This window comes from Streptomyces sp. NPDC003011, assembly GCF_053591515.1.
This window is the reverse complement of sequence record NZ_JBSFTY010000053.1, coordinates 1-24576: the sequence shown is the minus strand read 5'-3', so window position 1 is coordinate 24576 and position 24576 is coordinate 1. Positions and strand designations below refer to the sequence as shown.

The window sequence follows — 24576 nt, the reverse complement described above, 5'->3', positions numbered from 1 at the left end:
GGTGATCGGAACCGATATCCCTACAGAAGTGGAGATATGAGGGTGTGTCGAACTGGGGGCGTCCAGGTGGGGGCGGGGCCGCGCCGGGGGTGCGGCGCCTGATGGTGCCGTTCCAGGCGGATCCAGCCCGTCCGGCCTTTGAGGACGAGACACCTTCAGGGCCGAAGCGGGGGCCTGGGGCGGCCCCCACAAGCGTGCGGGCCGGCCGGCTACGCGGAGAGGTGGCGTTCCACCGTCTCCACCTTGGAGGTGAGGCCGTCCGTCACCCCGGGACGGATGTCGGCCTTGAGGACCAGCGACACCCGCGGCGCCCGCGCCTCCACCGCGGCCACGGCCCGCCGGACGACGTCCATGACCTCGTCCCACTCACCCTCGATCGACGTGAACATCGCGTCGGTGCGGTGGGGCAGGCCGGACTCGCGCACGACCCGGACGGCGTCGGCGACGTACTCCCCCACGTCCTCGCCGACGCCCAGCGGCGTGACGGAGAAGGCGACGATCATGCGCCGACGACCCCTTCCTTGCGGACGCGGGAGGCGATGACCGCGTCCTCGGCCTCACGCCGGAGCCTGCGCTCGGCGAAGAAACCGCCGGCGGGCAGCACGGAGAGGACGAAGTAGAGGGCGGCCGTCCTCAGGGACCACTTCGTGCGGTTCCAGGCGTCCGCCCAGAAGATCACGTACAGGACGAACAGGACGCCGTGGACCATCCCCATCACGGGGACCGCGTTGAAGTCCGTGGTCCGCTTCAGCACCGAGCAGACGAGCAGGAGGAGGAAGGAGATCGCCTCGGGGGCCGAGACCAGGCGGAGGCGGCGGATGGCGGTGGCGGTCTTGAGGTCCACGGGTCACCTTCGGTGGGAGAGACGTCGGACGTTTGTGAATGCGAGCACAAAGGTTCGTCCATTGTGGCAAACGCCTGTGCGGCGTCCTGGGCGGGGTCGCCCACGACGGCCCCGGGCGAACGGGGCCTCGGGCGGGGAACGGATCCCCTAGGGGGCTGGTCGGGGCCTTTTCCGCCCCGGGGATCTGTCGGCCGGGGTCCACCTGCGGCTACCTTCACAGCGTGGCGATGTTCCGACTTCAAGGCAGCAAGGTGCTCGCCGTCGACATGACCGGGGACGCCGTGAAGGCGAAGAACGGCTCGATGGTCGCGTACGACGGGCAGATGGACTTCAAGAAGCTCAGCGGCGGTGGTGAGGGCATACGGGGGATGGTGACCCGGCGGATCACCGGCGAGCAGATGACACTGATGGAGGTGAAGGGGCACGGGACGTGCTGGTTCGCGGACCGGGCCTCGGAGATCAATCTCGTCGCTCTCCAGGGGGACACGCTGTACGTGGAGTCGAGCAACCTGCTCGCGGCCGACGCGGGGCTGCGGACCGGCACGTCCTTCACCGGCACGCGCGGGGCCTCGCAGGGCAACGGGCTGTTCACGACGACGGTCGAGGGGCACGGACAGGCCGCGATCATGTCGGACGGGCCGGCGGTCGTGCTGCGGGTCAGCGCGCAGTTCCCGCTCACCGTCGACCCGGGCGCCTACATCGCGCACCAGGGCAGCCTGCGGCAGTCCTTCCAGTCCGGTGTGACGTTCCGCACGTTCATGGGCGAGGGCGGCGGCGAGGCCTTCCAGATCCGCTTCGAGGGGGACGGCCTGGTGTACGTCCAGCCGAGCGAGCGGAACACGATCGCGGGGGACGTGTGACATGGCCTTGCGTGAGATCAACTCCAAGATGGTCGAGGCCCTGGTCGTGCCCGGGCAGCGGCTGTTCAGTCAGCGCGGGGCGATGCTCGCCTACAAGGGCGAGGTGTCCTTCACCCCGAACATGCAGGGCGGGCAGGGCGGGATCACGTCGATGATCGGCCGCCGGGTGGCGGGCGAGGCGGCGCCCCTGATGAGCGTCGAGGGCAACGGCACCGTCCTGTTCGGGCACGGCGGCCATCACGTCCAGGTGATCAACCTGACCGGCGAGACCCTCTACGTGGAGGCGGACCGGCTGCTCGCCTTCGACGGCACGCTGGAGCAGGGCACGATGTTCATGGGCTCCCAGGGCGGCGTCATGGGCATGGTCCGGGGGCAGGTCAGCGGCCAGGGGCTGTTCACGACGACCCTCCGGGGGCACGGCTCGGTCGCGGTGATGGCGCACGGCGGGGTCATCGAGGTCCCGATCACCCCGCAGCGCCCGGTCCATGTCGACCCGCAGGCGTACGTCGCCCACCACGGCGACGTGCGCAACAAGCTGTCCACCGCGCTGGGCTGGCGGGACATGGTGGGCCGCGGCTCCGGAGAGGCGTTCCAGCTGGAGCTCAGCGGCAGTGGCGCGGTGTACGTCCAGGCCTCGGAGGAGAAGCTGTGAGCATGTACGGGGCTCCGGGCGGCGGCCCGACGGTCTACGACCCGATGACGCTGCCGTCCGACGACAACGTCGACAACTACACCTTCTGCGTGGAGCTCAAGGGGAGCCAGTGGTTCCTGCAGAAGGGGAAGATGATCGCCTACTACGGCTCGATGGAGTTCAACGGCATCGGACACGGCCGGCTGGACGGTCTGGTCCGCACGTCGTTCCATTCGCCACTGCACGCCGCCGACTGGGTCGTGGCATCGGGCTCGGGCAAGATGCTCCTCGCCGACCGGGCCTTCGACGTGAACTCGTACGACCTGGAAGACGGCAACCTGACCATTCGCTCGGGCAACTTGCTCGCTTTTCAGCCAACTCTCGCCCTCAAGCAGTCGATCGTGCCGGGTTTCCTGACCCTCATCGGAACCGGAAAGTTCGTGGCGGCCTCCAACGGTCCGGTGGTGTTCATGGAACCGCCGATCCGGGTGGACCCGCAAGCGCTTGTCGGCTGGGCCGACTGCCCGTCGCCGTGCCACCACTACGACCACGGCTACATGACCGGCCTGATGGGCGGTCTACGTGCGATGACGGGCCTCGGCGGGGCCTCCGGGGAGGAGCACCAGTTCGAGTTCGTCGGGGCCGGTACGGTCCTCCTCCAGTCGTCGGAGGCACTGATGGCCGAGCAGGCCACGGGAGCGGTTCCGCAGCAGGCCGGAGTACCCGGCGGCGGCGGGTCACCCACAGGCCCCGCACAGCAGGCGGGCGCACCGCGCCTTCCCGGACAGCTGGGGGACCTCCAGCGTCGCTTCGGGCTGTGAGCGGTAGTCTGCGGAGTGTGACGTCGAACGTGTGCACGCCGTCACGCCGCCCTCACTAGTTCGCCTTTCAACATTTTAGGTAGACTTCATTTATGGAGACCGAGACGGCCACGCGCTGGCTGACCGATGCGGAGCAGTGCGCCTGGCGCACCCACCTGGAGGTCAACAGGCTGTTGACGTACCAGCTCGAAAAGGATTTGCAGCCGTTCGGCCTGACGATGAACGACTACGAGATCCTGGTGAATCTCTCCGAGTCGGAGGGCGTACGGATGCGGATGAGCGACCTGGCGTCCGCCACCCTCCAGTCCAAGAGCCGCCTCTCCCACCAGATCACGCGCATGGAGAACGCGGACCTCGTGCGACGCGAGAACTGCGAGTCGGACCGCCGAGGCCTGTACGCGGTGCTCACCGAGCACGGCATGGAGACGATGCAGAAGGTCGCGCCCCATCATGTGGCGTCTGTGCGCAGGCACTTCATCGATCTGCTGTCCCCCGAGGCCCTGACCGAGCTCGACAAGGCCCTCAAGCCCATCGCGGAGCACCTCCGCGGGCAGCGGGGACGCCCGTGACCCGGACGTCCTAAGCGAGCGGCAGGCGGAGTTCGAACAGGGCTCCGCCTGCCGGCGCGTCCCGGACCGTGAGGGTGCCGCCGTGCCGTACGGCGACGTCCCGGGCGATGGCGAGGCCGAGCCCGGCACCGCCGTCGTCCCGGCTGCGGGCGTCGTCCAGCCGGACGAACCGCTCGAAGATCCGCTCCCGGTCCGCCTCGGGCACCCCGTCCCCGTCGTCGGCGATCCCGGCCACGGCCCACTCCCCCTCGCACCGCACGCTCACCTCGACCGCGGAGCGGGCGTGCCGTCGCGCGTTGTCCAGCAGGTTGGTCAGCAACCGCCCCACCTGCCCGCGTGACCCCGCCACCCGCACGGCCTCCGGCGCCCGGACGGTCAGCCCGGCCCGCCCCCCGGCCTGCTCCCGCACCAGCGCGGCCAGGTCGAACCGGGCGTCGGCGGCGGGTTTTTCCCCCGCGTCCAGGCGGGCGAGCAGCAGCAGGTCGGCGGCGAGTCGCTGCAGTCGTACGGTGTCCTCGACGGCCCCTTCCACGTCCAGCAGCGCGGGGTGCGCGGCGCCCACCTCCAGCTGGGTGCGCAAGGACGCGATCGGGCTGCGCAGCTCGTGCGAGGCGTCGGCGACGAACCGGCGCTGCCGCTCCACGGAGGTCTCCAGCGCGGCCAGCGTCTCGTTGGTGGTGCGGGCCAGCCGGGCCACCTCGTCGTGCGTGTCCGGTACCGGTACGCGGCGCGCGAGGTCCTCGGAGGCGGTGATCGCGGCCATCTCGCCGCTGATGTCCTCGACCGGGCGCAGGGCGCGCCGGGTGACCAGCCAGGTCACCGCCGCGACGACGGCGAGCAGCAGCGGGAAGCCGATCAGCATGACGGTCAGCGCCGTCTTCACGGCGCTCTGCTCGGCGGACAGGGGCGCGCCGGCGTAGACGGTGAACAGTCCCCGCCGCTCCGTCTCCACCTGCACGGCGGCGAAGCGGTAGTCGGCGGTGTCCTGGTCGACGGTCGCGGAGCCGTTGGTGAAGGTGGTCGAGTCGTCGATCTCGCCGGGTTCCAGGGAGTCGTCCGCGTGCGCGTCGTCGTCGCCCTCGTCGTCGCCCTCGGGGGCCGTCGGCGGCTGCGGCCGTACCTCCCGCGTGCCCGTGCCGCTGATCCGTTCCAGGTCCTCGCTGACGGCGACCAGCGTGCCGTGCTCGTCGACGATCTGGACCGGCCCCTCGTCCCCGTCCAGAGCGAGCCGGTCGGGCGGATTCCCCACGGACAGCTCGGAGGCGACCGACCGCGCGGAGCGCTCCGCCTCCGTGCCGGCCTGGCCGATCAGGTTGGACCGCAGGGACAGCAGCACGGCCGCCCCGGCCGCCACCAGCGCCACGGCGACGACCAGGGTGGCGGCGAGGGTCGCCCGGGACCGGACGGAGCCGAACAGGCGGCTCATCGCTCGGTCTCCAGCCGGTAGCCGGCGCCGCGGACCGTCCGGATGAGCCCGGCGCGCAGCTTGCGCCGGAGGGTGCTGACGTACACCTCGACGATGTTCGGGTCGCCGTCGTACGCGAAGTCCCAGACGTGCTCCAGGATGTCGGCCTTGGACACCACCTCGCCGGCCCGCAGCACGAGGTGCTCCAGGACGGAGAACTCCTTCGCGGTCAGGGCGACCTCCTCCTCGCCGAGGAAGACCCGGCGGGCGGCGGTGTCGACCTTCAGGTCGCCGTGGACGTGCACGGGCGAGGCGCCGGTCCCCTGCGCGCGGCGGCGCAGCAGCGCCTTGATGCGGGCGACGAGGACGACGTACGAGAACGGCTTGGTGAGGTAGTCGTCGGCGCCCGTGTCGAGGCCCTCCGCCTCGTCGTACTCGCCGTCCTTGGCCGTGAGCATCAGGATCGGCACGTCGTGGCCGGCGGCGCGCAGGGCGGCGCACACGCGGTAGCCGTTGAGGCCGGGCAGCATGATGTCGAGGATCACGAGGTCGTACGCCCCCTCGGTGGCCCGGTGCAGGCCCTCCCGGCCGTCGTGGACGACATCCACGGCGTACCCCTCGGCGGTCAGACCCTTGGCGAGCGACAGGGCCAGCCGCTTTTCGTCTTCGACGATCAACAGGCGCATGCGTAAAGGTTCGCAAAGAGAAGCTGAAGATCACTTCAGGGGGTTTCAGGTTCCGCTCAGCGTCGGTCGGCGACGGTGGGTGACGTCGAAAGCGAAACGAACCGCACGGACTCTGGAGGAACTCCCATGAAGCGCAACATCGTGATCGCCGCCGTCACGGCCGCCGCCCTGATCGGAGGCGGAACCGCCACGGCCCTCGCGGTGGCGGATGACGGCGAGGGGACGGCGCGGCAGTCGGCGGACGCCGAGCGGGCGGGCACGGACGTGCGGGACGACGACCAGGACGACGACGGAAGCGACGACGGAAGCGACGACACGGACCGCGTCGCGGCCGCGAAGGTGACGGCGGCCGAGGCCGTCGCCGCGGCGCTGAAGCACTCGCCCGGCACGGCCGTCTCCGCCGACCTGGACGACCAGGACGGCGCCGACGGCGCCGACGGCGACGGAGCGGTCGCCTGGGAGGTCGACGTGCTGGCCGGCGGCGACACCTGGCACAGCGTCCGGATCGACCCGGCCAGCGGGAAGGTGCTCGGCTCGCACACCGAGCGCGAGGACGACACCGCTCAGGTGCGCGCCGTGCTGAAGGGAGCGTCGGTGACGGCGGCGGACGCGGCGAAGGCCGCGGCCGACAAGGGCACGGTGACGTCGGTGGACCTGGACGAGGACGGCACGTCCAAGGGCTGGGACGTGGAGACGCGCACCTCCGGCACGGCCGAGCGGGACTGGAACGTCGACCTGAGGTCCGGGAAGGTCACGGCGGACACGTCGGACACGGCCGACACGGCGGGCGACGACACCGGTCAGGCCGTCGGCCGCGACCAGGACGACGACAACGACGACGACAACAACAACGACTGACGTCAGGTGCGTGCGGGACGGTGTGGAGCGGCGGGGGCAGGCCGAGGGGTCTCGCCCCCGCCGCCCCTTCCCGTCCCGTTCCTGGGGGCCGCCGCCCCCAGAGCTCCGCTTCGGCCCTGAAGGGCCTCGTCAAGGGGCCTCGTCCTCGAACGCCGGACGGGCTGCTGATGGGCGGCTCAGCTCTCCGTCAGACCCGCCACCAGTTCGTCCGCCGCGCGGTACGGGTCCAGCTCACCGGCGACGATCTTCTCGGCCAGCGCGCTGAGCCGACGGTCCCCGTGCAGGTCGCCGATGCGTTCGCGCAGAGCCGTGACGGCGATCGTCTCCACCTCGTGGGCCGCGCGGGCGCGACGCCGTTCGGACAGGACGCCCCGCTCCTCCATCCACGCGCGGTGCTTCTCCAGCGCCTGGACGACCTCCTCGACGCCCTCGCCGCGCGCGGCGACCGTCTTGACGATGGGCGGGCGCCAGTCGCCGGGGCCGCGGGACTCGCCGAGGCCCAGCATGTGGTTCAGCTCGCGGGCCGTGGCGTCGGCGCCGTCCCGGTCGGCCTTGTTGACGACGTACACGTCGCCGATCTCCAGGATCCCGGCCTTGGCCGCCTGGATGCCGTCGCCCATGCCGGGCGCCAGCAGCACCACGCTGGTGTCCGCCTGCGACGCGATCTCGACCTCCGACTGGCCGACACCGACCGTCTCGACCAGGACCACGTCGCAGCCCGCCGCGTCGAGGACGCGGATCGCCTGGGGGGCGGCCCAGGCGAGACCGCCCAGGTGGCCGCGGGTCGCCATCGAGCGGATGTAGACCCCGGGGTCGGACGCGTGCTCCGACATCCGGACCCGGTCGCCCAGCAGCGCACCGCCGGAGAACGGCGAGGACGGGTCGACGGCCAGCACGCCGACCCGCCTGCCCTGCTTGCGGTACGCCGTCACCAGGGCCGACGTCGAGGTCGACTTGCCGACCCCCGGTGAACCGGTCAGCCCGACCACGTACGCCCCGCCGGTCAGCGGAGCCAGCGCCGCCATGACCTCCCTGAGCTGCGGGGACGCCCCCTCCACCAGGGAGATCAGCCGGGCCACGGCCCGGGGCCGGCCCTCCCTGGCCTGGGCTACCAGTGTGGAGACGTCCTGCATCACAGCTCCGTTCACGAAGGGACCACGACAAGCACGAGGAGAGGGACGGCCCGGGAAGCCCTGCTCAGGCCTTGGGTACCCGCACGATCAGCGCGTCACCCTGACCGCCGCCGCCGCACAGCGCGGCCGCGCCCACGCCGCCGCCGCGCCGCCGCAGCTCCAGCGCCAGGTGCAGGACGAGACGGGCGCCGGACATGCCGATCGGGTGGCCCAGCGCGATGGCACCGCCGTTGACGTTCACCCTTTCCGTGGACACCCCGAGGTCCTTCATTGACTGCACGGCGACCGCCGCGAAGGCCTCGTTGATCTCGATCAGGTCGAGGTCGGAGACGTCCAGGCCGTCCTTCTTCAGGGCGTGCAGGATCGCGTTGGACGGCTGCGACTGGAGCGAGTTGTCCGGGCCCGCCACATTGCCGTGGGCGCCGATCTCCGCGATCCACGCGAGGCCCAGCTCCTGCGCCTTCGCCTTGCTCATCACGACCACCGCGGCGGCGCCGTCGGAGATCTGCGAGGCGGAGCCCGCCGTGATCGTGCCGTCCTTCGCGAACGCCGGGCGCAGCTTGCCCAGCGACTCGGCGGTGGTCTCGGGGCGGATGCCCTCGTCCGTGCCGACGACGACCGGTTCGCCCTTGCGCTGCGGGATCTCCACCGGGGTGATCTCGGCCTCGAACAGGCCGTTCTTCTGCGCGGCGGCGGCGCGCTGGTGGGACAGGGCGGCGAACTCGTCCTGCTCGGGGCGCTCGATGCCGAGGCGGGTGTTGTGCTTCTCCGTCGACTCGCCCATCGCGATGTTCTCGAAGGCGTCGGTCAGACCGTCGTACGCCATCGCGTCGAGCATCTCGATCGCGCCGTACTTGAAGCCCTCGCGGGACTTCGGCAGCAGGTGGGGGGCGTTGGTCATGGACTCCTGGCCGCCCGCCACGACGATGTCGAACTCACCCGCGCGGATCAGCTGGTCGGCCAGCGCGATGGCGTCGAGGCCGGACAGGCACACCTTGTTGACGGTGAGCGCCGGGACGTTCATCGGGATGCCGGCCTTGACCGCGGCCTGGCGGGCCGGGATCTGCCCCGCCCCGGCCTGGAGCACCTGGCCCATGATCACGTACTGCACCTGGTCGCCGCCGATGCCCGCACGGTCGAGGGCGGCCTTGATCGCGAAGCCGCCGAGGTCTGCCCCGGAGAAGGACTTCAGCGAGCCCAGCAACCGTCCCATGGGCGTCCGGGCGCCCGCGACGATCACCGAGGTCGTGCTGTTCGATCCAGTCATGAGCTGCGATCCCCTTACCGGCCCGCACAGGCCGAGGAGTGAACGAGGGTTTACTTCGAATGTACTGAGCGGTAGTCCACGCCGTCATCGGGCTGTCGGTGTGATCGCGCGCACGTTGCGTAACCACCTCCCGAGCGCTGCACTAGCACCATGCTGACGCGAATCGACCACATCGGGATCGCCTGCCACGACCTCGACGCGACCGTCGAGTTCTACCGGGCCACCTACGGCTTCGAGGTGTTCCACTCCGAGGTCAACGAGGAGCAGGGCGTACGCGAGGCCATGCTCAAGATCAACGATACGTCCGACGGCGGAGCTTCGTACCTCCAGCTCCTGGAGCCGACCCGGGAGGACTCCACCGTCGCGAAGTGGCTCGCGAAGAACGGGGAGGGCGTGCACCACATCGCTTTCGGTACGGCGGATGTCGACGGTGACGCCGCGGACATCAAGGACAAGGGCGTACGCGTTCTGTACGAAGAGCCGCGACGCGGCTCCATGGGGTCACGAATCACCTTCCTGCACCCCAAGGATTGCCATGGCGTACTGACAGAACTGGTCACTTCGGCGCCTGTTGAGTCACCTGAGCACTGACCCTCGTACATATGGGCCGGTAGGGTTGGGGGCGGTCGCCGCTCGCACCAGGGCGACCGGGGTCCTGCCGTGACGGCGGGACCCGGCCGGGGTCCGGGTTTCGGGGGACGAGCGTCGGGGCAGCAGCCCATGCTCCGTCGTTGATCTGACACCATTCCCCGGGAGCCCCGTCCGTCGGATGGACGGAGCTCGTACGGAGAGACTTGCGACCAGGGGACGGATGGGACCGCGCAGTGCGGGGCTACGAGAGCCAGGAGCGGGAACCGGCGGCTGACGTCGATCACCTCACTCGTTTCGAAGCCGAGATGAAGCGGCTGAAGACCGAGCGGGAAAAGGCGATCCAGCACGCCGAGGACCTCGGCTACCAGGTCGAGGTGCTGCGCGCCAAGTTGCACGAGGCGCGGCGCACCATCATGTCCCGGCCCTCCTTCGACGGCGGTGACCTCGGCTACCAGGCCGAACAGCTGCTGCGCAACGCGCAGATGCAGGCCGACCAGCTGCGCCAGGAGGCCGAGCGCGAGCTGAGCCAGGCCCGGGCGCAGACCCAGCGCATCCTCCAGGAGCACGCCGAGCAGGCCGCCCGGCTCCAGGCGGAGCTGCACCAGGAGGCGGTCACCCGCCGCCAGCAGCTGGACCAGGAGCTGGCCGAGCGCCGGCAGACCGTCGAGTCACACGTCAACGAGAACGTGGCCTGGGCGGAGCAGTTGCGCGCCCGGACCGAGCAGCAGGCCCGCCGACTCCTGGAGGAGTCGCGCGCGGAGGCCGAGCAGGCCATGGCGGCCGCCCGCACGGAGGCCGAGCGGCTGACCACCGAGGCCCGGCAGCGGCTGCAGAGCGAGGCCGAGTCGGCCCGCACCGAGGCCGAGCAGCTGCTGCGCCGCGCCCGCGCGGACGCCGAGCGGCTGCTGAACGCCGCCTCCACACAGGCCCAGGAGGCCACCGACCACGCCGAGCAGCTGCGGACCTCCACCGCGACCGAGTCGGACGCGGCCCGCCGTGAGGCGCTGGAGCTGAGCCGGGCCGCCGAGCAGCGCATGACGGCGGCTGACGCGGCCCTGCGCGAGGCGCGCTCCGAGGCGGAGAAGGTGCTCGCCGAGGCCAAGGCGGCCGCCGAGAAGGCGCTGTCCAGCGCGGAGTCGGCGAACGAGCAGCGCACCCGTACGGCGAAGGAACAGGTCGCCCGGCTGGTCAGCGAGGCCACCAAGGAGGCCGAGTCCACCAGGGCGGACGCCGAGCAGCTCGTCGCGGACGCCCGCGCCGAGGCCGAGAAACTGCTCGCCGAGGCCGCCGAGAAGGCCCGCACGCTCACGGCCGAGGAGAGCGCGACCCAGCTGTCCAAGGCGGCCAAGACCGCCGAGGACGTCCTCAACAAGGCCCAGGAGGACGCCAGGCGGACCACCAAGGCGGCCTCCGAGGAGGCCGAGCGGATCCGCCGGGAGGCCGAGACCGAGGCGGACCGGCTGCGGGCCGAGGCGCACGACATCGCCGAGCAGCTCAAGGGCGCGGCGAAGGACGACACCAAGGAGTACCGGGCCAAGACGGTCGAGCTCCAGGAGGAGGCCCGCCGGCTGCGCGGTGAGGCCGAGCAGCTGCGCGCCGACGCCGTCGCCGAGGGCGAGAAGATCCGCGCGGAGGCCCGCAAGGAGGCCGTCCAGCAGATCGAGGAGGCGGCCAGGACCGCCGAGGAGCTGCTGTCCAAGGCGAAGGCCGACGCGGACGAGCTGCGCCAGAAGGCCACCACGGACAGCGAGAAGGTCCGTACGGAGGCCATCGAGCGGGCCACCTCCCTGCGCCGGCAGGCCGAGGAGACCCTGGAGCGCACCCGCAAGGAGGCCGAGCGGCACCGCGCCGAGGCGGTCGAGCAGTCCGAGGGCATCAAGGCCGACGCCGAGCGGGCCGCGCGCGAGCTGCGTGAGGAGACCGAGCAGGCGATAGAGGTCCGCCGCACGGAGGCCGCCACCGAGCTGACCCGGCTGCGCACCGAGGCCGAGGAGCGCCTCGCCGCCGCCGAGCAGGCGCTGGCCGGCGCCCGCGAGGAGGCCTCGCGGATCCGCCGGGAAGCCGCAGAGGAGTCCGACCGGCTGCGCGCCGAGGCCGCCGAGCGGATCCGTACGCTCCAGCAGCAGGCCGAGGCCGAGGCGGACCGGCTGCGCACCGAGGCCGCCTCCGACGCGTCCGCGTCCCGCGCGGAGGGCGAGGCCGTCGCCGTACGCCTGCGGTCGGAGGCCGCCGCCGAGGCGGAGCGGCTGAAGTCGGAGGCGCAGGACACCGCAGACCGGGTGCGGGCGGAGGCGCAGGCCGCCGCCGAGCGGCTGGCCGCGGAGGCGACGGAGACGCTGGCCGCCGCGCAGGAGGAGGCCGGCCGGCGCCGCCGTGAGGCCGAGGAGATCCTCGGCGCGGCCCGCGAGGAGGCCGGCCAGGAGCGTGAGCGGGCCCGCGGGCAGAGCGAGGAGCTGCTGGCCTCGGCGCGCAAGCGCGTGGAGGAGGCGCAGGCCGAGGCCGTACGGCTGGTCGAGGAGGCGGACCGGCGGGCCACCGAGATGGTGTCGGCCGCCGAGCTCCACGCCCAGCAGGTGCGGGACTCGGTCGCCGGGCTGCACGAGCAGGCGCAGGAGGAGATCGCCGGGCTGCGCAGTGCCGCCGAGCACGTGGCGGACCGTACCCGCCGGGAGGCCCAGGAGGAGGCGGACCGGGTCCGCGGCGACGCCTACGCGGAGCGCGAGCGGGCCGCCGAGGACGCCAACCGGGTCCGGCGCGAGGCGACCGAGGAGACGGACGCCGCCAAGGCGCTCGCCGAACGCACCGTGTCGGAGGCGATCGCGGAGGCCGAGCGGCTGCGGTCGGACGCGGCCGAGCACGCCCAGCGGGTACGCACCCAGGCGTCGGACACCATCGCCGAGGCCGACCAGGCCGCCGCCCGCACCCGGGCGGACGCCCGCGACGACGCCAACCGCATCCGGTCGGACGCGGCGACCCAGGCCGACACGCTCATCACCGAGGCGCGCAGCGAGGCCGAGCGGCTCACCACCGAGACCCTCACGGACACCGACCGGCTGCGTCAGGAGACGGTCGCGGAGGCGGAGCGGCTGCGCTCCGAGACGGTGGCGGAGGCCGAGCGCGTCCGGTCGGAGGCGCTGGCCCAGGCCGAGCAGCTGGTCACGGACGCGAGCGGGGAGGCGGAGCGGCTGCGCGCCGAGGCCGCCGAGACGGTCGGGTCGGCCCAGCAGCACGCCGAGCGGATCCGCGGCGAGTCGGCGCGGATCAAGGCGGAGGCGGCGGCGGAGGCCGAGCGGCTGGTCACCTCGGCGCGCGAGAAGGCCGAGCGCACGCTCGACGAGGCCCGCAAGGAGGCCAACAAGCGGCGTTCCGAGGCGGCCGAGCAGGTCGACACGCTCATCACGGAGACCGCGGCCGAGGCCGACAAGCTGCTCACCGAGGCGCAGCAGCAGGCGCAGAAGACCACCGCGGACGCGGAGGCGCAGGCCGACACCATGGTCGGAGTGGCCCGTACCGAGGCGGACCGGCTGGTGTCCGAGGCGACGGTCGAGGGCAACGCGCTGGTGGAGAAGGCCCGGGCGGACGCGGACGAGCTGCTCGTCGGCGCCCGCCGGGACGCCACCGCCATAAGGGAACGCGCGGAGGAACTGCGCGACCGCATCACGAGCGAGATCGAGAGCCTGCACGAGCGGGCCCGCCGCGAGGCCGCCGAGACGATGAAGTCGACCGGCGACCGCTGCGACGCGCTCATCAAGGCCGCCGAGGAGCAGCTCGCCAAGGCGGAGTCGAAGGCCAGGGAACTGGTCTCGGAGGCCAACTCCGAGGCGGGCAAGGTCCGGATCGCCGCCGTGAAGAAGGCCGAGGGGCTGCTCAAGGAGGCCGAGCTGAAGAAGGCCACCCTGATCAAGGAGGCCGAGGAGCTGCGGGCCGAGGCGATCCGCGAGGCGAAGCGCACGGTCGAGGAGGGCAGGCGCGAGCTGGAGATCCTGGTGCGCCGGCGCGAGGACATCAACACCGAGATCGGCCGTGTCCAGGACGTCCTGGAGGCGTTGGAGTCCTTCGAGGCCCCCGTGGCAGGCGGCAAGGACGGCGGCGTCAAGGCGGGCGCCGCGGTCGGTGCCCCTCGTTCGGGCGGCAAGTCGTCGGAGAGTTAGAACAGAGAGCGGATTCCGATGCCTTCTGCGGCCTTTGACCAAGTCTTTGGCAAGTCGTCCGACGGTTAGCCACCCAAAAGGGGTGTCATTCTCCAGATCAAACACGCATCCGCTCGATGACACACCGCTTCGGCCCCTAGGATTCCCTCTATCACCTCACCGGTCTCATTCGACAGGAACCCCATGAGCGACACTTCCCCCTACGGCTTCGAGCTTGTGCGGCGTGGGTACGACCGCGCTCAGGTGGACGAACGCATCTCGAAGCTCGTCTCCGACCGTGACAGCGCTCTGGCCCGTATCACTGCTCTGGAAAAGCGCATCGAGGAGCTCCACCTCGAAACGCAGAACGCCCAGGCTCAGGTCAGCGACGCAGAGCCGTCGTACGCCGGTCTCGGCGCGCGTGTCGAGAAGATCCTCCGCCTCGCCGAGGAAGAGGCCAAGGATCTGCGCGAGGAGGCCCGGCGCGCGGCCGAGCAGCACCGCGAGCTCGCCGAGTCGGCGGCCCAGCAGGTTCGCAACGACGCAGAATCGTTCTCTGCGGAGCGCAAGGCCAAGGCCGAGGACGAGGGCGTCCGGATCGTCGAGAAGGCCAAGAGCGAGGCGTCGCAGCTGCGCTCCGAGGCGCAGAAGGACGCGCAGTCCAAGCGTGAGGAGGCCGACGCCCTCTTCGAGGAGACCCGCGCCAAGGCCGCGCAGGCCGCCGCCGACTTCGAGACGAACCTGGCCAAGCGTCGCGAGCAGTCCGAGCGCGACCTGGCCTCGCGTCAGCAGAAGGCGGAGAAGCGTCTCGCGGAGATCGAGCACCGCGCGGAGCAGCTGCGCCTGGAGGCGGAGAAGCTGCGCACGGACGCCGAGCGTCGTGCCCGTCAGACCGTCGAGACCGCGCAGCGCCAGGCCGAGGACATCGTGGCGGACGCGAACGCCAAGGCGGACCGCATCCGTTCGGAGTCCGAGCGCGAGCTGGCGGCGCTCACCAACCGCCGCGACTCGATCAACGCCCAGCTGACGAACGTGCGCGAGATGCTCGCCACGCTCACGGGCGCCGCGGTGGCCGCCGCGAGCACGCCGGCCGACGACGAGCCGATCTCCCGGGGTGTGCCGGCTCAGCAGACCCGGTAAGCGTGTGACGTAGTTCGGCTGGGGCCCGCGTTCCCTTCGGGGGGCGCGGGTCCTTGGCGTGCGCGCGGGGCCGGATCCCGCCTTCTCGCCGCTCTTGTCGGGCTCCGTTTGCCCATTGGGGTGGCATCGGCCGAAACCGGGTCCTAGCGTGGTCCGCATGATCGAGCTGGAAGGACTCACCAAGCGGTACGGCGAGAAGGTCGCGGTCAACAACCTGACCTTCACCGTCAGACCCGGCATCGTGACGGGCTTCCTCGGCCCCAACGGCGCCGGCAAGTCGACGACCATGCGCATGATGCTCGGCCTCGACCGGCCCACCGCCGGCGACGTCCGCATCGACGGCACGCACTACGACCAGCTCAAGGACCCGCTGACGTACATCGGCGCCCTGCTGGACGCCAAGGCCATGCACGGCGGGCGCAGCGCCTACCACCACCTGCTGTGCCTCGCGCAGAGCAACGGCATCCCGAAGAAGCGGGTGCACGAGGTGCTCGACACGGTCGGGCTCACCGCGGTGGCGAAGAAGAAGGCCAAGGGGTTCTCGCTCGGCATGGGGCAGCGGCTCGGCATCGCGGGCGCGCTGCTCGGCGACCCGCGGATCCTGATGTTCGACGAGCCGGTCAACGGGCTCGACCCCGAGGGCATCCACTGGATCCGCAACCTGATGAAGTCGCTGGCCGCGCAGGGCCGTACGGTCTTCGTCTCCTCGCACCTCATGAGCGAGATGGCGCTGACCGCCGACCACCTCGTCGTCATCGGGCAGGGGCGGCTGCTCGCCGACACCTCCATGGCCGACTTCATCGCGCAGAACTCGCGGTCGTACGTCCGGATCCGCACCCCGCAGCGCGAGGGGCTGCTCGACGTGCTGCACGACGCCGGGATCACCGCCACGGAGGCCGGCGGCGGCACGCTGGAGGTCGACGGCGGCAAGTCCGAGCGCATCGGCGAGCTGGCCGCGCAGCACCAGATCGTGCTGCACGAGCTGAGCCCCCAGCAGGCCTCTCTGGAGGAAGCGTTCATGCAGCTGACCGCGGAGTCGGTCGAGTACCACGCACACGACGGAACGCCGCGCGAAGCACCGCTGGGACAGCAGCAGTGGGGCGACGGCCGGAAGGGGAACTGAGCATGGCGGCGATCCAGGTCGTCCGGTCCGAATGGACCAAGATCCGGTCGGTGGCGTCCACGGTGTGGACGCTCTCCCTCGCCGTGGTCGTCACCATCGCGCTCGGCATGCTGATCTCGGCGCTGTCGAAGAGCGAGTTCGACTCCATGAACCGCGCCGACCAGCTCTCCTTCGACCCGACGTACATCAGCTTCGCGGGCATGAGCCTCGGACAGCTCGCGATGATCGTGTTCGGGGTGCTGGTGGTGTCGAACGAGTACAGCACCGGCATGATCCGCACGTCGCTGGCGGCCGTGCCGCAGCGCGGGACCTTCCTGGTCAGCAAGATCGCGGTGGCCACCGGCCTCGCCCTCGTCGTGGGCCTGGCCACCAGCTTCGTCGCGTTCTTCCTGGGACAGGCGATGCTCGGCGAGCACAAGGCGTCGATCGGGGACACGGGTGTGCTGCGCGCGGTCATCGGCGGCGGGCTCTACATGACCCTCATCGCGATGTTCTCGATGGGCGTCGCCGCGATGCTGCGCTCGCCGATGCTGTCGCTGGGCATCCTGATGCCGTTCTTCTTCCTGATCTCCAACATCCTGGGGAACGTCTCGGCGACGCAGGAGATCGGCCGGTACCTGCCCGACCAGGCCGGCAGCAAGATCATGCAGGTGGTCACCCCGGTCGACGACGACACTCCCTACGGTCCCTGGGGCGGCCTCGGCATCATGGCGCTGTGGGTGGCCGCCGCGCTCCTCGGGGGGTACGTGCTGCTCAGGAAGAGGGATGCCTGAGGCTTCGGCTTTGCTTTCATTTGAACGGAACCGTCAGCGTCCCGATAAGCTCCTAACCCTTACGGGGGCGTGTGCCCTGCTGTCCTGAAGCTTGTGATGGGTGCGGAGCATGATCGAGGCAGTCGGCCTGACGAAGCGCTACGGCGACAAGACCGCTGTGTACAACCTTTCCTTCCAGGTGCGGCCCGGGGCCGTCACCGGTTTCCTCGGGCCCAACGGCTCGGGCAAGTCGACGACGATGCGGATGATCCTCGGCCTGGACAACCCGACCTCGGGCCAGGTGACGATCGGCGGCTATCCGTACCGCAAGCTGCCCAACGCCCCCCGCCAGGTGGGCGCGCTGCTGGACGCCAAGGCCGTGCACGGCGGCCGGGCCGCCCGCAACCACCTGCTGTGCCTGGCCCAGCTGTCCGGCATCCCGGCCCGGCGGGTCGACGAGGTGCTGGGCGTGGTCGGTCTCCAGGACGTGGCCAGGAAGCGCTCCAAGGGCTTCTCGCTCGGCATGGGGCAGCGGCTCGGCATCGCCGCCGCGCTGCTCGGCGACCCGCAGGTGCTGCTGTTCGACGAGCCGGTCAACGGGCTCGACCCCGAGGGCATCCTCTGGGTGCGCAACCTGATGAAGGCGCTCGCGGCGGAGGGCCGTACCGTCTTCGTCTCCTCGCACCTCATGAGCGAGATGGCGGTGACCGCCGACCACCTGATCGTCATCGGGCGCGGGCAGCTGCTCGCCGACATGAGCATCCGGGAGTTCATCTCGGCGAACTCGGCCGACTTCGCGCGGGTGCGGACGCCCGACAGCGAGCCGCAGCTGCGCGAGAAGCTGTTCTCCGCGCTCACCGAGGCGGGCGGGCACGTGATGCACGAGCAGGACGGCGCGCTGCGGATCACCGGGCTGCCCCTGCCGCGCATCAGCGACATCGCGCACGACACCGACGTCCGTCTGTGGGAGCTGTCGCCGCACCAGGCCTCGCTGGAGGAGGCGTACATGCGGATGACCCAGGGCGCGGTCGACTACCGCTCGACGACCGACCAGCGGGCCGGGCTCCAGCAGCAGCTGCCGCCGGGTGCGCAGCCACCGATGCCGGTGCCGGGGCAGGGCCAGCCGGGCTGGTACGCCCCGCCACCGCCCCAGCAGGGCGGGCAGCCGTTCGCGGGGGCGCAGGGGCAGCCGATGCCGCAGGGACAGCCCGGACAGCCGATGCCGCAGGGACAGCCGGCCGCGGGCCCGTACGGGGTCCCGGTGGCGCCCGGTGCCGCTCCCGGCGCGGCCGGCCCGGCCAACCCGTACGCGCAGGCCCCGGCTGCCGCTCCCGGCCTGCCGGCCGCGCCGCCCGCCCCCGCGCCGGCCGCTCCCTCCTCCCCGGCCTCCGCCCCCGCCTCCGACCTGACCAAGCCCGAGGACGCCCGATGAGCACCCCGCAGCCCCCGACGCCGCAGGCCGCGCCCGCCTGGCAGGCGGCGCCCGGACCGTCGTACCCCAGCTACACCTCGCCGATCCCGGTGGTGCGCACGCACCTCGGGCACGCCATCGCCTCCGAGTGGACGAAGATCAAGTCGGTGCGCTCCACGATGTGGACGATCGGCGTGTTCGTGCTGCTCGTCATCGGTATCGGACTGGGGGCCGGAGCGCTGGTCGCCGCCAACACCGACCCGGGGGGCCTGGAGGGCGAGAACCCGCTGTCGTTCGGCTTCTTCGGGCTGCTGCTCGGCAGCATGTGCGTGATCACGCTCGGCGTGCTGACCACGGCCTCCGAGTACGGCACCGGCATGATCCGCACCACGATGGTCGCGTGCCCGTCCCGCGGCCGGGTCCTCGCGGCCAAGGCGATCGTGTTCTTCGTGGTCGCGTTCGTGGTCACGCTGGCATCGGCCCTCGTCGTCGCCCTCGCGGACGTGGCCATGCTGGACGGCGCCAGGGAACCGACCGGCCAGGAATGGCTCAAGGGCACGGTCGGCATCTCGCTCTACATCGCGCTGCTCGGCCTGCTCTCGCTCGTCGTCGGCTCGATCATCCGGCACTCGGCGGGCGCGATCACCATCATGATCGGACTCGTGCTGGCTCCGCTGGTCATCGCGCTGTTCATGTTCTCGGCGTCGCTGGAGAGCCTGCGCGAGGCCCTGTTCGAGTACTCCATCCCGAACCAGCTCAGCGTCTTCTACTCCAACTCCCTCACCGAGTCCGGCCCGTCGGGCTGGGACCCGCTGTGGATCGCCCTCGGTGTGACGGCCGCCGCGTTCGCCGGCGCCTACGCGCTGCTGGAGAAGCGGGACGTGTAACCCGCCCCGGGAGTCCGGGAGTCCGGAGGTCCGGGAGTCCGGAAGTCAGAACCTCGGCGCGTTTCTGGACCGCTGCACCCGCGTGGTGCGGCGGTCCTTCGCGTTCCAGCACGCCTTGTGCCAGTGGCGGCGCTCGTCGACACCCGAGTGCTGCGGCCAGGCCACCACGTGCGGAACGCCGTCCGGAATCAACTGCTCACACCCCGGGCAGCGGTACGCCTTGCCCTGAGCGCTTGCCCCGGCCACATGCCGTACGCTCCACTGCTCGCCCTGCCAGTCCTCCGCGATGTGCCAGCCGCCGTAGCGGCCGGGCCGGTCGTCGTCGGCGGGGTGGCCGGACGTACCGGATCCCTTGGGTCGGTTGCGACGCGGGGACACAGGACACCTCACGGGGCTATACAGGAGGCAGGGCTTGTGTCCAGCCTACGCGGCACGGGCGAGGGTAGGCGTAGGGGACCAACCCCCACAAGTACCCCTCCCGGGCGGCCCATTCTGCAGACAATCCGCAAATCCCTCCGCCAGGCCGTGTCCTCGGCACGTGTCAGACGGTTATGCCCGGTGGGGGAGCTCCGCGTCGGAGCCAAGGAAGCAGGAAATGCGATGCACGTAGGTAGTTTCGTGTTGGCGGCCCAGTTCCCGGGGCAGGGCGAAGGGGAGGCGCTGCACCGCGCGGTCCGCTCGGCCGAGGTGGCCGAGGAGGCCGGGCTGGACGCGGTCTGGCTGGCCGAGCACCACTTCGTGCCGTACGGCACCTGCCCGTCGGCGGTCACCCTGGCCGCGTTGCTGCTCGGCCGCACCCGCCGTATCCGGGTCGGCACGGCCGTCAGCGTGCTGCCCACCGTCCATCCCGTCGCTCTCGGCGAACAGGCCGCGCTGCTGCACCTGACGAGCGGCGGGCGGTTCTCGCTGGGGGTGGGGCGCGGCGGACCGTGGGTCGACCTGGAGGTGTTCGGCGCGGGTCTGGAGGCGTACGAGTCGGGCTTCCCGGAATCACTCGATCTGCTGGTTCGCTGGCTGCGCGAACCCTCGGTCGGATCCTCCGGAGGGCGTTTCGCCTTCCGTGAGGTGCCCGTCGTGCCCCGGCCGTCGGAGGCGCTGACCGACACTCCGGGCCCGGAGGTGATCGTCGCGTGCACCTCCCCGGCGAGTGTGCGGCTGGCCGCCGAGCGCGGGCTGCCGATGCTGCTCGGGATGCACGTGGGAGACGAGGAGAAGGCCGAGATGGTCGCGTTGTGGCGCAGGCACGCGCGCGCCTGCGGCCGTCCGCCGGAGCAGATCCTGGGGGCGGCCCATGTCTCGGCCGGCGTCTGCCAGATCGCGGACCGGCGCCAGGACGCGGTGGAGACGCTGACGAAGGCGATGCCGGGCTGGCTGCGGCACGGACTCGGCGCCCATGTCACGGTGGACGGCCGCGAGCGCCGGATGCGCGACCCGCTGGCGTACACCGAACTGCTCTGCGGGCTGCACCCGGTGGGTACTCCCCGGCTGTGCGCCGACCGTCTCGCGGCGACCAGCGAACGGACCGGCGTCACCCGCTTCGCCCTCCTCGTGGAGGGCTCGGGAGACCTGGCGGCCACCGAGGAGAACGTACGACGGCTGGGTGGCGACGTCATCCCGCAGCTCGGCTGAACCGCCCCGGCCGAACGGCCCGGTCCGGCGGAGAGCTTGCCGCTCCGTACTCATGCACCTCCCGCGTACGGAGCGGCAAGCCGACAGCTCACTGCGTCAGCAGTCCCTGAACTCCGGGGACTGGTTCAAGAGCTGGTTGCGCGCCGAGGTGAAGCGGGCCAGTGTCTCGTCGACGGAGGAGTCCAACGGGAACACGGCCACCCGGTGGCAGTTCTGGAAAGCCAGCCGGACACCGAAGTGCCGTTGCAGCGCGCCGCGTATCGCGTCACTCGCAAGCGCACGCAGCAGTTGACCGCGTGCCTGCTCGTCCGGCGGAGGCGTCTGGTTGTCGGCGAACTGGCCGCCGTCCACCTTCAGCTGGGCCACCAGGGAGCTGATCATCTCCCATGCGTAGGGCAGGGAGGTCCGGACGCAGTCGACGAAGGCAGCTTCGTCGACCTCGCCTCGCTCGGCCTGTTCGAGTAGGGCCGGTGAGACGTCGAGCGACATGGGTTCTCCTCTCGCACCCCCGGTCGACAGGGGTTGCCGGACAGATAAAGGGAGTTCGCGATACCAGACACGCTGCGTACACGAATCGCGACCTCCCGTTTACTACGGTAAGCACCGCGCGGTGACCGCACCAGGAGAACGCGTACATAGCCAGGGCGCGTTGGGCACACAATCGGCCACAACCGAACAGGGGTCAACCCGAACAAGAGGGACGGACCACAGTCCCCCGGCCGGGGGCGGCGGCGGGCGGCGGGAGGGCGAATCGCGTGGACCTGCGCCCGTCGAGTAGCGTTGCCGACCATGCGTCTCGTCATTGCCCGATGCTCCGTCGACTACGCGGGCCGGCTCACCGCCCACCTGCCCTCGGCTCCCCGTCTGATCCTGGTGAAGGCGGACGGCAGCGTCTCGATCCACGCGGACGACCGGGCCTACAAGCCCCTGAACTGGATGTCGCCGCCCTGCACGCTGAAGGAGGGTTCCGGCGCCGAGGAAGGCGTCTGGACCGTCATCAACAAGGCGGGCGAGAAGCTCATCATCACGATGGAGGAAGTCCTCCACGACTCCTCGCACGAACTGGGCGTGGACCCGGGCCTGATCAAGGACGGCGTGGAAGCACACCTCCAGGAGCTCCTCGCGGACCGCATCGAGACCCTCGGCGAGGGGTACACCCTCATCCGCCGGGAGTACATGACGGCCATCGGACCGGTCGACATCCTGTGCCGGGACGCGGACGGGCAGACCGTCGCGGTGGAGATCAAGCGGCGCGGCGAGATCGACGGCGTGGAGCAGCTCACGCGCTACCTGGACCTGCTGAACCGCGATCCCCATCTCGCCCCGGTGCGCGGCATCTTCGCCGCGCAGGAGATCAAGCCGCAGGCCCGCGTCCTGGCCACGGACCGCGGCATCGGCTGCCAGGTCCTCGACTACAACGCCCTGCGCGGCATCGAGGACGACAAGCTGCGGCTGTTCTGACGGTCGCTTCCCCACCGCTGCGTGAGGGCCCGGTCCGTTCGTCGGACCGGGCCCTCACGCGCCGTACGGGGCGGTACCGGGCGTCAGATCACCGGCTCCGGACTGCCGGCGGGTGAACCCGTCCCGCTCGTCCCGGGAGCGCCGGCGGAGGCGCTGGTCTCCACCGGCGAGGGCGCCGGGCCGCTGGCGGAGTCGGAGGTGGACGGCGTGGTCGACGGGTCCGCCGTCGGCGTGGGCGTCCCGGTGTCGGTCGGCGTGGGCGTCGGGGTGGGGGTCTGGGACGTCGACGGCGGCTTCGACGGCGACGTCTGGGACGGCTTCGGCGAGGTCGGCGGCTTCGTCGTCGACGGCTTCGGCGAGGTCGACGGACCGCTGCTCGGACCCTGGGTCCCGCTCGGCTCGTCGGACGGCGTGGCGGGATTTGTCGGCGTCGGGTCGTCGGAGGTGCCGAAAGTGCCGTCGGGGCCCGGGTCGGTGGGACGGCTGGTCGCCGCGCCGGTGTCGCCGGAGCCGTCGTCGTTCTTCGGCACGTCGGCGCCCAGGCTGCCGTCGTCCGCGCCCTGGCTGGCGGACGGGTTGACGCCCACCTGGCTGGACGGGGGGTCGGCGTCGCTGTCGGAGGTGGCGCCCAGCGTCACCACCGTGCCGAGCACGGCCACCAGCAGCGCGCCCGCGCCCCCTGCCACGAGGTTGCGCCGGGCGAGGCCCCGCAGGCCGCCCCGCGCCTTGTGGGACGACCGCGACGACGGCGACACCCCGGCGGACCGGGACGACGACACCGACGGCCGGGGCGCCGGGGAGGACGTCCGGTGGGTGACCAGCGTGCCGCTGTCGGCGGGCGGCTGGAGCTGCGGGAAGGCGGCCGGTACGCCGCCCGGGGGTGACTGCGACTCCTCGTACCGCGCGTCGGGCACCTCCTCCCCCGCCGTGGCGGGGAGGCCGGGCACGGTGCCGGAGCGGTCGGCGACCAGGGCGAGGGCGCGACGGCCCGCGACGGTGCCGCGCTTGTCGGCGAGGGCGCCGCGCAGGCCGATGGAGGACTCCAGTTCGGCGCGGGCCCGGTCGAGCTGTCCGCCGCAGAGGGCGAGGACGCCGAGTTCGTGGTGGAAGTAGGCCTGTTCGGCGACCTCCCCGGCGAGCCGGGCGGCCTCGGCGCCGGAGCGCAGCATCCGCTCCCAGGCGCTCCAGTGGCCGCCCGCGGCGAACGCGGGCGCCGCCGTACGGGCCAGCTGCACGGCGGGGCTCTCGTCGTCCTCGGCGAGCACCGTGGTGGCGGGCGCGAGGACGGCGAGCGCGGCGAGCAGGGCGTCCGCCTCGGCGCACACCCGTTCGGGGGTGACCGAGGGGTGCCCGGCCCACCAGGCGTAGTGCCGGGCGGCGTCGAGCGCGCGAGCCCGGGTGTCGTCGCCGTATCCGGCGGCCTCCAGCTGGGCCTGGACGCCGGCGGCGAGCCGGTAGCGGGAGCCGACCGGGGAGACCAGTCCGCAGCCGGCCAGCTCGCCCAGCGCGGCGTCCGCGTGGGTGTCGCCGACGAGTGCGGGCAGGTGGGCCTGGTGGGGCACCTCGCCGCCGAGCGCGACGGCGAACCGCAGGGTGGCGCGCGCCGAGTCGCTGAGCTTGGCGGCGAGCAGCGGGGCGGGCGCGGCGGCCTCGCCGAGCGAGGGCAGCGGGATGTGCTCGGACGCGTCCGGGTCGACCGCCGCGTCGGCCGGGACCATGTCCGCGAACACGCCGATCTCGTCGACGGCGCTCGCTCCGGCCCGCAGCCGGTCGCGCTGCCGCAGCAGGGCCCCGGCCTGGACGAAGCGCAGCGGCAGACCCTCGGACTCGAACCAGAGGTCGCCCGCCCAGTTGGACTCCTCCTCGGTCAGGACGCGGCCGACGGCGTGTTCCAGGAGTTTCAGGCCGTCGGCGCGCTCCAGGCCGCCGAGGAAGACCTCTTCGACGGCGGAGTCGGCGGACGGGGCGGGCACATCGGGGGTGGCCGCGATCAAGAGGGCGCACTCGGGCGTGGCGTCCAGCAGTTCGTCGAGCGCGGCCCCGCCGAACTCGACGTCGTCGAGGACGACGACCGCGCCGATCTCCCGGACGTGGCCGAGCAGCTGGTCCCGGTCCGGGCGGTGCAGGGGCGCGTCGTGGACGGCGTGGAAGAGGTCGTACAGCAGGTCGCTCGCGGTGCGGTGGAAGCCGCTGAGCCGGATGACCCCGTCGGGGGCGAGGTCGGCGCAGTCCTCGGCGACGACGTCGAGGAGGGTGGTGCGGCCGGAGCCGGCCGGGCCGGTCAGGCGCACGGAGCGGCCGCGGGCGAGCAGCCGCACCAGGCGCTCGCGCTCGTCCTGGCGGGCCAGCAGCGGCAGCTCGGGCCGGCCCGGCCCGGG

At 71.9% G+C, this 24576-nt stretch carries 23 protein-coding genes; 14 read left to right on the top strand and 9 right to left on the bottom strand.

What is annotated here, in order from left to right; translation table 11 throughout:
* Nucleotides 1–209: 209 nt before the first annotated feature.
* Entirely contained in the window at nucleotides 210–503 is a 294-nt protein-coding gene (locus ACWD0J_RS25860; protein WP_451498221.1) for an MTH1187 family thiamine-binding protein, read from the bottom strand.
* The gene (locus ACWD0J_RS25855; protein WP_451498220.1) at nucleotides 500–844 is read right to left on the bottom strand and encodes a DUF3817 domain-containing protein; all 345 of its coding nucleotides are present in this window, start codon (nucleotides 842–844) and stop codon (nucleotides 500–502) included. The genes ACWD0J_RS25860 and ACWD0J_RS25855 overlap by 4 nt, the downstream gene beginning before the upstream one ends.
* Nucleotides 845–1071: 227 nt before the next feature.
* Here ACWD0J_RS25855 and ACWD0J_RS25850 point away from each other — a divergent pair, with 227 nt between their 5' ends.
* From ACWD0J_RS25850 to ACWD0J_RS25835, 4 genes are all read left to right on the top strand, one after another.
* Nucleotides 1072–1704: an AIM24 family protein gene (locus ACWD0J_RS25850; RefSeq protein ID WP_451498219.1), complete on the top strand. Its 633-nt coding sequence runs from the start codon at nucleotides 1072–1074 to the stop codon at nucleotides 1702–1704.
* Nucleotide 1705: 1 nt separating this feature from the next.
* Nucleotides 1706–2356 (top strand): AIM24 family protein, encoded by a 651-nt coding sequence (locus ACWD0J_RS25845; protein WP_451498218.1) that lies wholly within the window; start codon nucleotides 1706–1708, stop codon nucleotides 2354–2356.
* A gap of 2 nt (nucleotides 2357–2358) precedes the next feature.
* Nucleotides 2359–3156, top strand: a complete 798-nt coding sequence (locus ACWD0J_RS25840; protein ID WP_451498217.1) for an AIM24 family protein — start codon at nucleotides 2359–2361, stop codon at nucleotides 3154–3156.
* 92 nt (nucleotides 3157–3248) lie between these two features.
* The gene (locus ACWD0J_RS25835; protein WP_210572664.1) at nucleotides 3249–3725 is read left to right on the top strand and encodes a MarR family winged helix-turn-helix transcriptional regulator; all 477 of its coding nucleotides are present in this window, start codon (nucleotides 3249–3251) and stop codon (nucleotides 3723–3725) included.
* Between the two features lie 10 nt (nucleotides 3726–3735).
* On the opposite strand, the gene ACWD0J_RS25830 is transcribed toward ACWD0J_RS25835, so the two are convergent.
* Together ACWD0J_RS25830 and ACWD0J_RS25825 are read right to left on the bottom strand one after the other, a co-directional pair.
* Nucleotides 3736–5151, bottom strand: a complete 1416-nt coding sequence (locus tag ACWD0J_RS25830) for a sensor histidine kinase (protein WP_451498216.1) — start codon at nucleotides 5149–5151, stop codon at nucleotides 3736–3738.
* On the bottom strand, nucleotides 5148–5816 hold the full coding sequence (locus tag ACWD0J_RS25825) for a response regulator transcription factor (RefSeq protein ID WP_451498215.1): 669 nt from the start codon (nucleotides 5814–5816) through the stop codon (nucleotides 5148–5150). The genes ACWD0J_RS25830 and ACWD0J_RS25825 overlap by 4 nt, the downstream gene beginning before the upstream one ends.
* A gap of 126 nt (nucleotides 5817–5942) precedes the next feature.
* Here ACWD0J_RS25825 and ACWD0J_RS25820 point away from each other — a divergent pair, with 126 nt between their 5' ends.
* Nucleotides 5943–6674, top strand: coding sequence for a PepSY domain-containing protein (locus ACWD0J_RS25820; protein WP_451498214.1), 732 nt, complete (start codon nucleotides 5943–5945; stop codon nucleotides 6672–6674).
* A gap of 176 nt (nucleotides 6675–6850) precedes the next feature.
* On the opposite strand, the gene meaB is transcribed toward ACWD0J_RS25820, so the two are convergent.
* Nucleotides 6851–7807, bottom strand: coding sequence for a methylmalonyl Co-A mutase-associated GTPase MeaB (meaB, locus tag ACWD0J_RS25815; RefSeq protein ID WP_451498213.1), 957 nt, complete (start codon nucleotides 7805–7807; stop codon nucleotides 6851–6853).
* A 64-nt stretch (nucleotides 7808–7871) separates the two neighbouring features.
* Nucleotides 7872–9074, bottom strand: coding sequence for an acetyl-CoA C-acetyltransferase (locus ACWD0J_RS25810; RefSeq protein ID WP_451498212.1), 1203 nt, complete (start codon nucleotides 9072–9074; stop codon nucleotides 7872–7874).
* A gap of 150 nt (nucleotides 9075–9224) precedes the next feature.
* On the opposite strand from ACWD0J_RS25810, the gene mce reads away from it, so the two are divergent.
* The 7 genes from mce to ACWD0J_RS25775 all read left to right on the top strand — a co-directional run bounded on the left by mce (nucleotide 9225) and on the right by ACWD0J_RS25775 (nucleotide 19108).
* Nucleotides 9225–9665: a methylmalonyl-CoA epimerase gene (gene mce, locus ACWD0J_RS25805; RefSeq protein WP_451498211.1), complete on the top strand. Its 441-nt coding sequence runs from the start codon at nucleotides 9225–9227 to the stop codon at nucleotides 9663–9665.
* A gap of 233 nt (nucleotides 9666–9898) precedes the next feature.
* Nucleotides 9899–13816, top strand: coding sequence for a polarized growth protein Scy (scy, locus tag ACWD0J_RS25800; RefSeq protein WP_451498210.1), 3918 nt, complete (start codon nucleotides 9899–9901; stop codon nucleotides 13814–13816).
* Nucleotides 13817–13999: 183 nt separating this feature from the next.
* Nucleotides 14000–14935, top strand: coding sequence for a cellulose-binding protein (locus ACWD0J_RS25795; protein ID WP_451498209.1), 936 nt, complete (start codon nucleotides 14000–14002; stop codon nucleotides 14933–14935).
* A gap of 157 nt (nucleotides 14936–15092) precedes the next feature.
* Nucleotides 15093–16058: an ABC transporter ATP-binding protein gene (locus tag ACWD0J_RS25790; protein WP_451498208.1), complete on the top strand. Its 966-nt coding sequence runs from the start codon at nucleotides 15093–15095 to the stop codon at nucleotides 16056–16058.
* A 2-nt stretch (nucleotides 16059–16060) separates the two neighbouring features.
* Nucleotides 16061–16831 (top strand): ABC transporter permease, encoded by a 771-nt coding sequence (locus ACWD0J_RS25785; protein ID WP_451498207.1) that lies wholly within the window; start codon nucleotides 16061–16063, stop codon nucleotides 16829–16831.
* A 109-nt stretch (nucleotides 16832–16940) separates the two neighbouring features.
* Nucleotides 16941–18242: an ATP-binding cassette domain-containing protein gene (locus ACWD0J_RS25780; protein WP_451498206.1), complete on the top strand. Its 1302-nt coding sequence runs from the start codon at nucleotides 16941–16943 to the stop codon at nucleotides 18240–18242.
* On the top strand, nucleotides 18239–19108 hold the full coding sequence (locus tag ACWD0J_RS25775; RefSeq protein WP_451498205.1) for an ABC transporter permease subunit: 870 nt from the start codon (nucleotides 18239–18241) through the stop codon (nucleotides 19106–19108). The genes ACWD0J_RS25780 and ACWD0J_RS25775 overlap by 4 nt, the downstream gene beginning before the upstream one ends.
* Nucleotides 19109–19153: 45 nt before the next feature.
* On the opposite strand, the gene ACWD0J_RS25770 is transcribed toward ACWD0J_RS25775, so the two are convergent.
* Nucleotides 19154–19486 (bottom strand): ATP/GTP-binding protein, encoded by a 333-nt coding sequence (locus tag ACWD0J_RS25770; RefSeq protein ID WP_451498204.1) that lies wholly within the window; start codon nucleotides 19484–19486, stop codon nucleotides 19154–19156.
* A 222-nt stretch (nucleotides 19487–19708) separates the two neighbouring features.
* Here ACWD0J_RS25770 and ACWD0J_RS25765 point away from each other — a divergent pair, with 222 nt between their 5' ends.
* Complete coding sequence (locus ACWD0J_RS25765; protein WP_451498203.1) at nucleotides 19709–20737, top strand: LLM class flavin-dependent oxidoreductase; 1029 nt, start codon at nucleotides 19709–19711, stop codon at nucleotides 20735–20737.
* A 96-nt stretch (nucleotides 20738–20833) separates the two neighbouring features.
* On the opposite strand, the gene ACWD0J_RS25760 is transcribed toward ACWD0J_RS25765, so the two are convergent.
* Nucleotides 20834–21226 (bottom strand): SCO5389 family protein, encoded by a 393-nt coding sequence (locus tag ACWD0J_RS25760; protein ID WP_451498202.1) that lies wholly within the window; start codon nucleotides 21224–21226, stop codon nucleotides 20834–20836.
* Between the two features lie 300 nt (nucleotides 21227–21526).
* Between ACWD0J_RS25760 and nucS the strand changes: the two genes are divergently transcribed.
* Nucleotides 21527–22198: an endonuclease NucS gene (gene nucS, locus ACWD0J_RS25755; protein WP_451498201.1), complete on the top strand. Its 672-nt coding sequence runs from the start codon at nucleotides 21527–21529 to the stop codon at nucleotides 22196–22198.
* An 83-nt stretch (nucleotides 22199–22281) separates the two neighbouring features.
* Here the strand turns inward: nucS and ACWD0J_RS25750 are convergent.
* Nucleotides 22282–24576: ATP-binding protein (locus ACWD0J_RS25750; RefSeq protein WP_451498200.1), on the bottom strand; the 2295-nt coding region annotated here is incomplete at its 5' end.

What these genes read in the sequence shown, in the direction of transcription:
- ACWD0J_RS25760 (WP_451498202.1), bottom strand. Translation starts at nt 21,226, where the DNA reads ATGTCGCTCGACGTCTCACCGGCCCTACTCGAACAGGCCGAGCGAGGC.
- ACWD0J_RS25825 (WP_451498215.1), bottom strand. Translation starts at nt 5,816, where the DNA reads ATGCGCCTGTTGATCGTCGAAGACGAAAAGCGGCTGGCCCTGTCGCTC.
- ACWD0J_RS25795 (WP_451498209.1), top strand. Translation starts at nt 14,000, where the DNA reads ATGAGCGACACTTCCCCCTACGGCTTCGAGCTTGTGCGGCGTGGGTAC.
- ACWD0J_RS25785 (WP_451498207.1), top strand. Translation starts at nt 16,061, where the DNA reads ATGGCGGCGATCCAGGTCGTCCGGTCCGAATGGACCAAGATCCGGTCG.
- ACWD0J_RS25810 (WP_451498212.1), bottom strand. Translation starts at nt 9,074, where the DNA reads ATGACTGGATCGAACAGCACGACCTCGGTGATCGTCGCGGGCGCCCGG.
- ACWD0J_RS25790 (WP_451498208.1), top strand. Translation starts at nt 15,093, where the DNA reads ATGATCGAGCTGGAAGGACTCACCAAGCGGTACGGCGAGAAGGTCGCG.
- ACWD0J_RS25860 (WP_451498221.1), bottom strand. Translation starts at nt 503, where the DNA reads ATGATCGTCGCCTTCTCCGTCACGCCGCTGGGCGTCGGCGAGGACGTG.
- ACWD0J_RS25845 (WP_451498218.1), top strand. Translation starts at nt 1,706, where the DNA reads ATGGCCTTGCGTGAGATCAACTCCAAGATGGTCGAGGCCCTGGTCGTG.
- ACWD0J_RS25780 (WP_451498206.1), top strand. Translation starts at nt 16,941, where the DNA reads ATGATCGAGGCAGTCGGCCTGACGAAGCGCTACGGCGACAAGACCGCT.
- ACWD0J_RS25850 (WP_451498219.1), top strand. Translation starts at nt 1,072, where the DNA reads ATGTTCCGACTTCAAGGCAGCAAGGTGCTCGCCGTCGACATGACCGGG.
- ACWD0J_RS25820 (WP_451498214.1), top strand. Translation starts at nt 5,943, where the DNA reads ATGAAGCGCAACATCGTGATCGCCGCCGTCACGGCCGCCGCCCTGATC.
- nucS (WP_451498201.1), top strand. Translation starts at nt 21,527, where the DNA reads ATGCGTCTCGTCATTGCCCGATGCTCCGTCGACTACGCGGGCCGGCTC.
- ACWD0J_RS25840 (WP_451498217.1), top strand. Translation starts at nt 2,359, where the DNA reads ATGTACGGGGCTCCGGGCGGCGGCCCGACGGTCTACGACCCGATGACG.
- ACWD0J_RS25835 (WP_210572664.1), top strand. Translation starts at nt 3,249, where the DNA reads ATGGAGACCGAGACGGCCACGCGCTGGCTGACCGATGCGGAGCAGTGC.
- ACWD0J_RS25765 (WP_451498203.1), top strand. Translation starts at nt 19,709, where the DNA reads ATGCACGTAGGTAGTTTCGTGTTGGCGGCCCAGTTCCCGGGGCAGGGC.
- mce (WP_451498211.1), top strand. Translation starts at nt 9,225, where the DNA reads ATGCTGACGCGAATCGACCACATCGGGATCGCCTGCCACGACCTCGAC.
- meaB (WP_451498213.1), bottom strand. Translation starts at nt 7,807, where the DNA reads ATGCAGGACGTCTCCACACTGGTAGCCCAGGCCAGGGAGGGCCGGCCC.
- ACWD0J_RS25775 (WP_451498205.1), top strand. Translation starts at nt 18,239, where the DNA reads ATGAGCACCCCGCAGCCCCCGACGCCGCAGGCCGCGCCCGCCTGGCAG.
- ACWD0J_RS25830 (WP_451498216.1), bottom strand. Translation starts at nt 5,151, where the DNA reads ATGAGCCGCCTGTTCGGCTCCGTCCGGTCCCGGGCGACCCTCGCCGCC.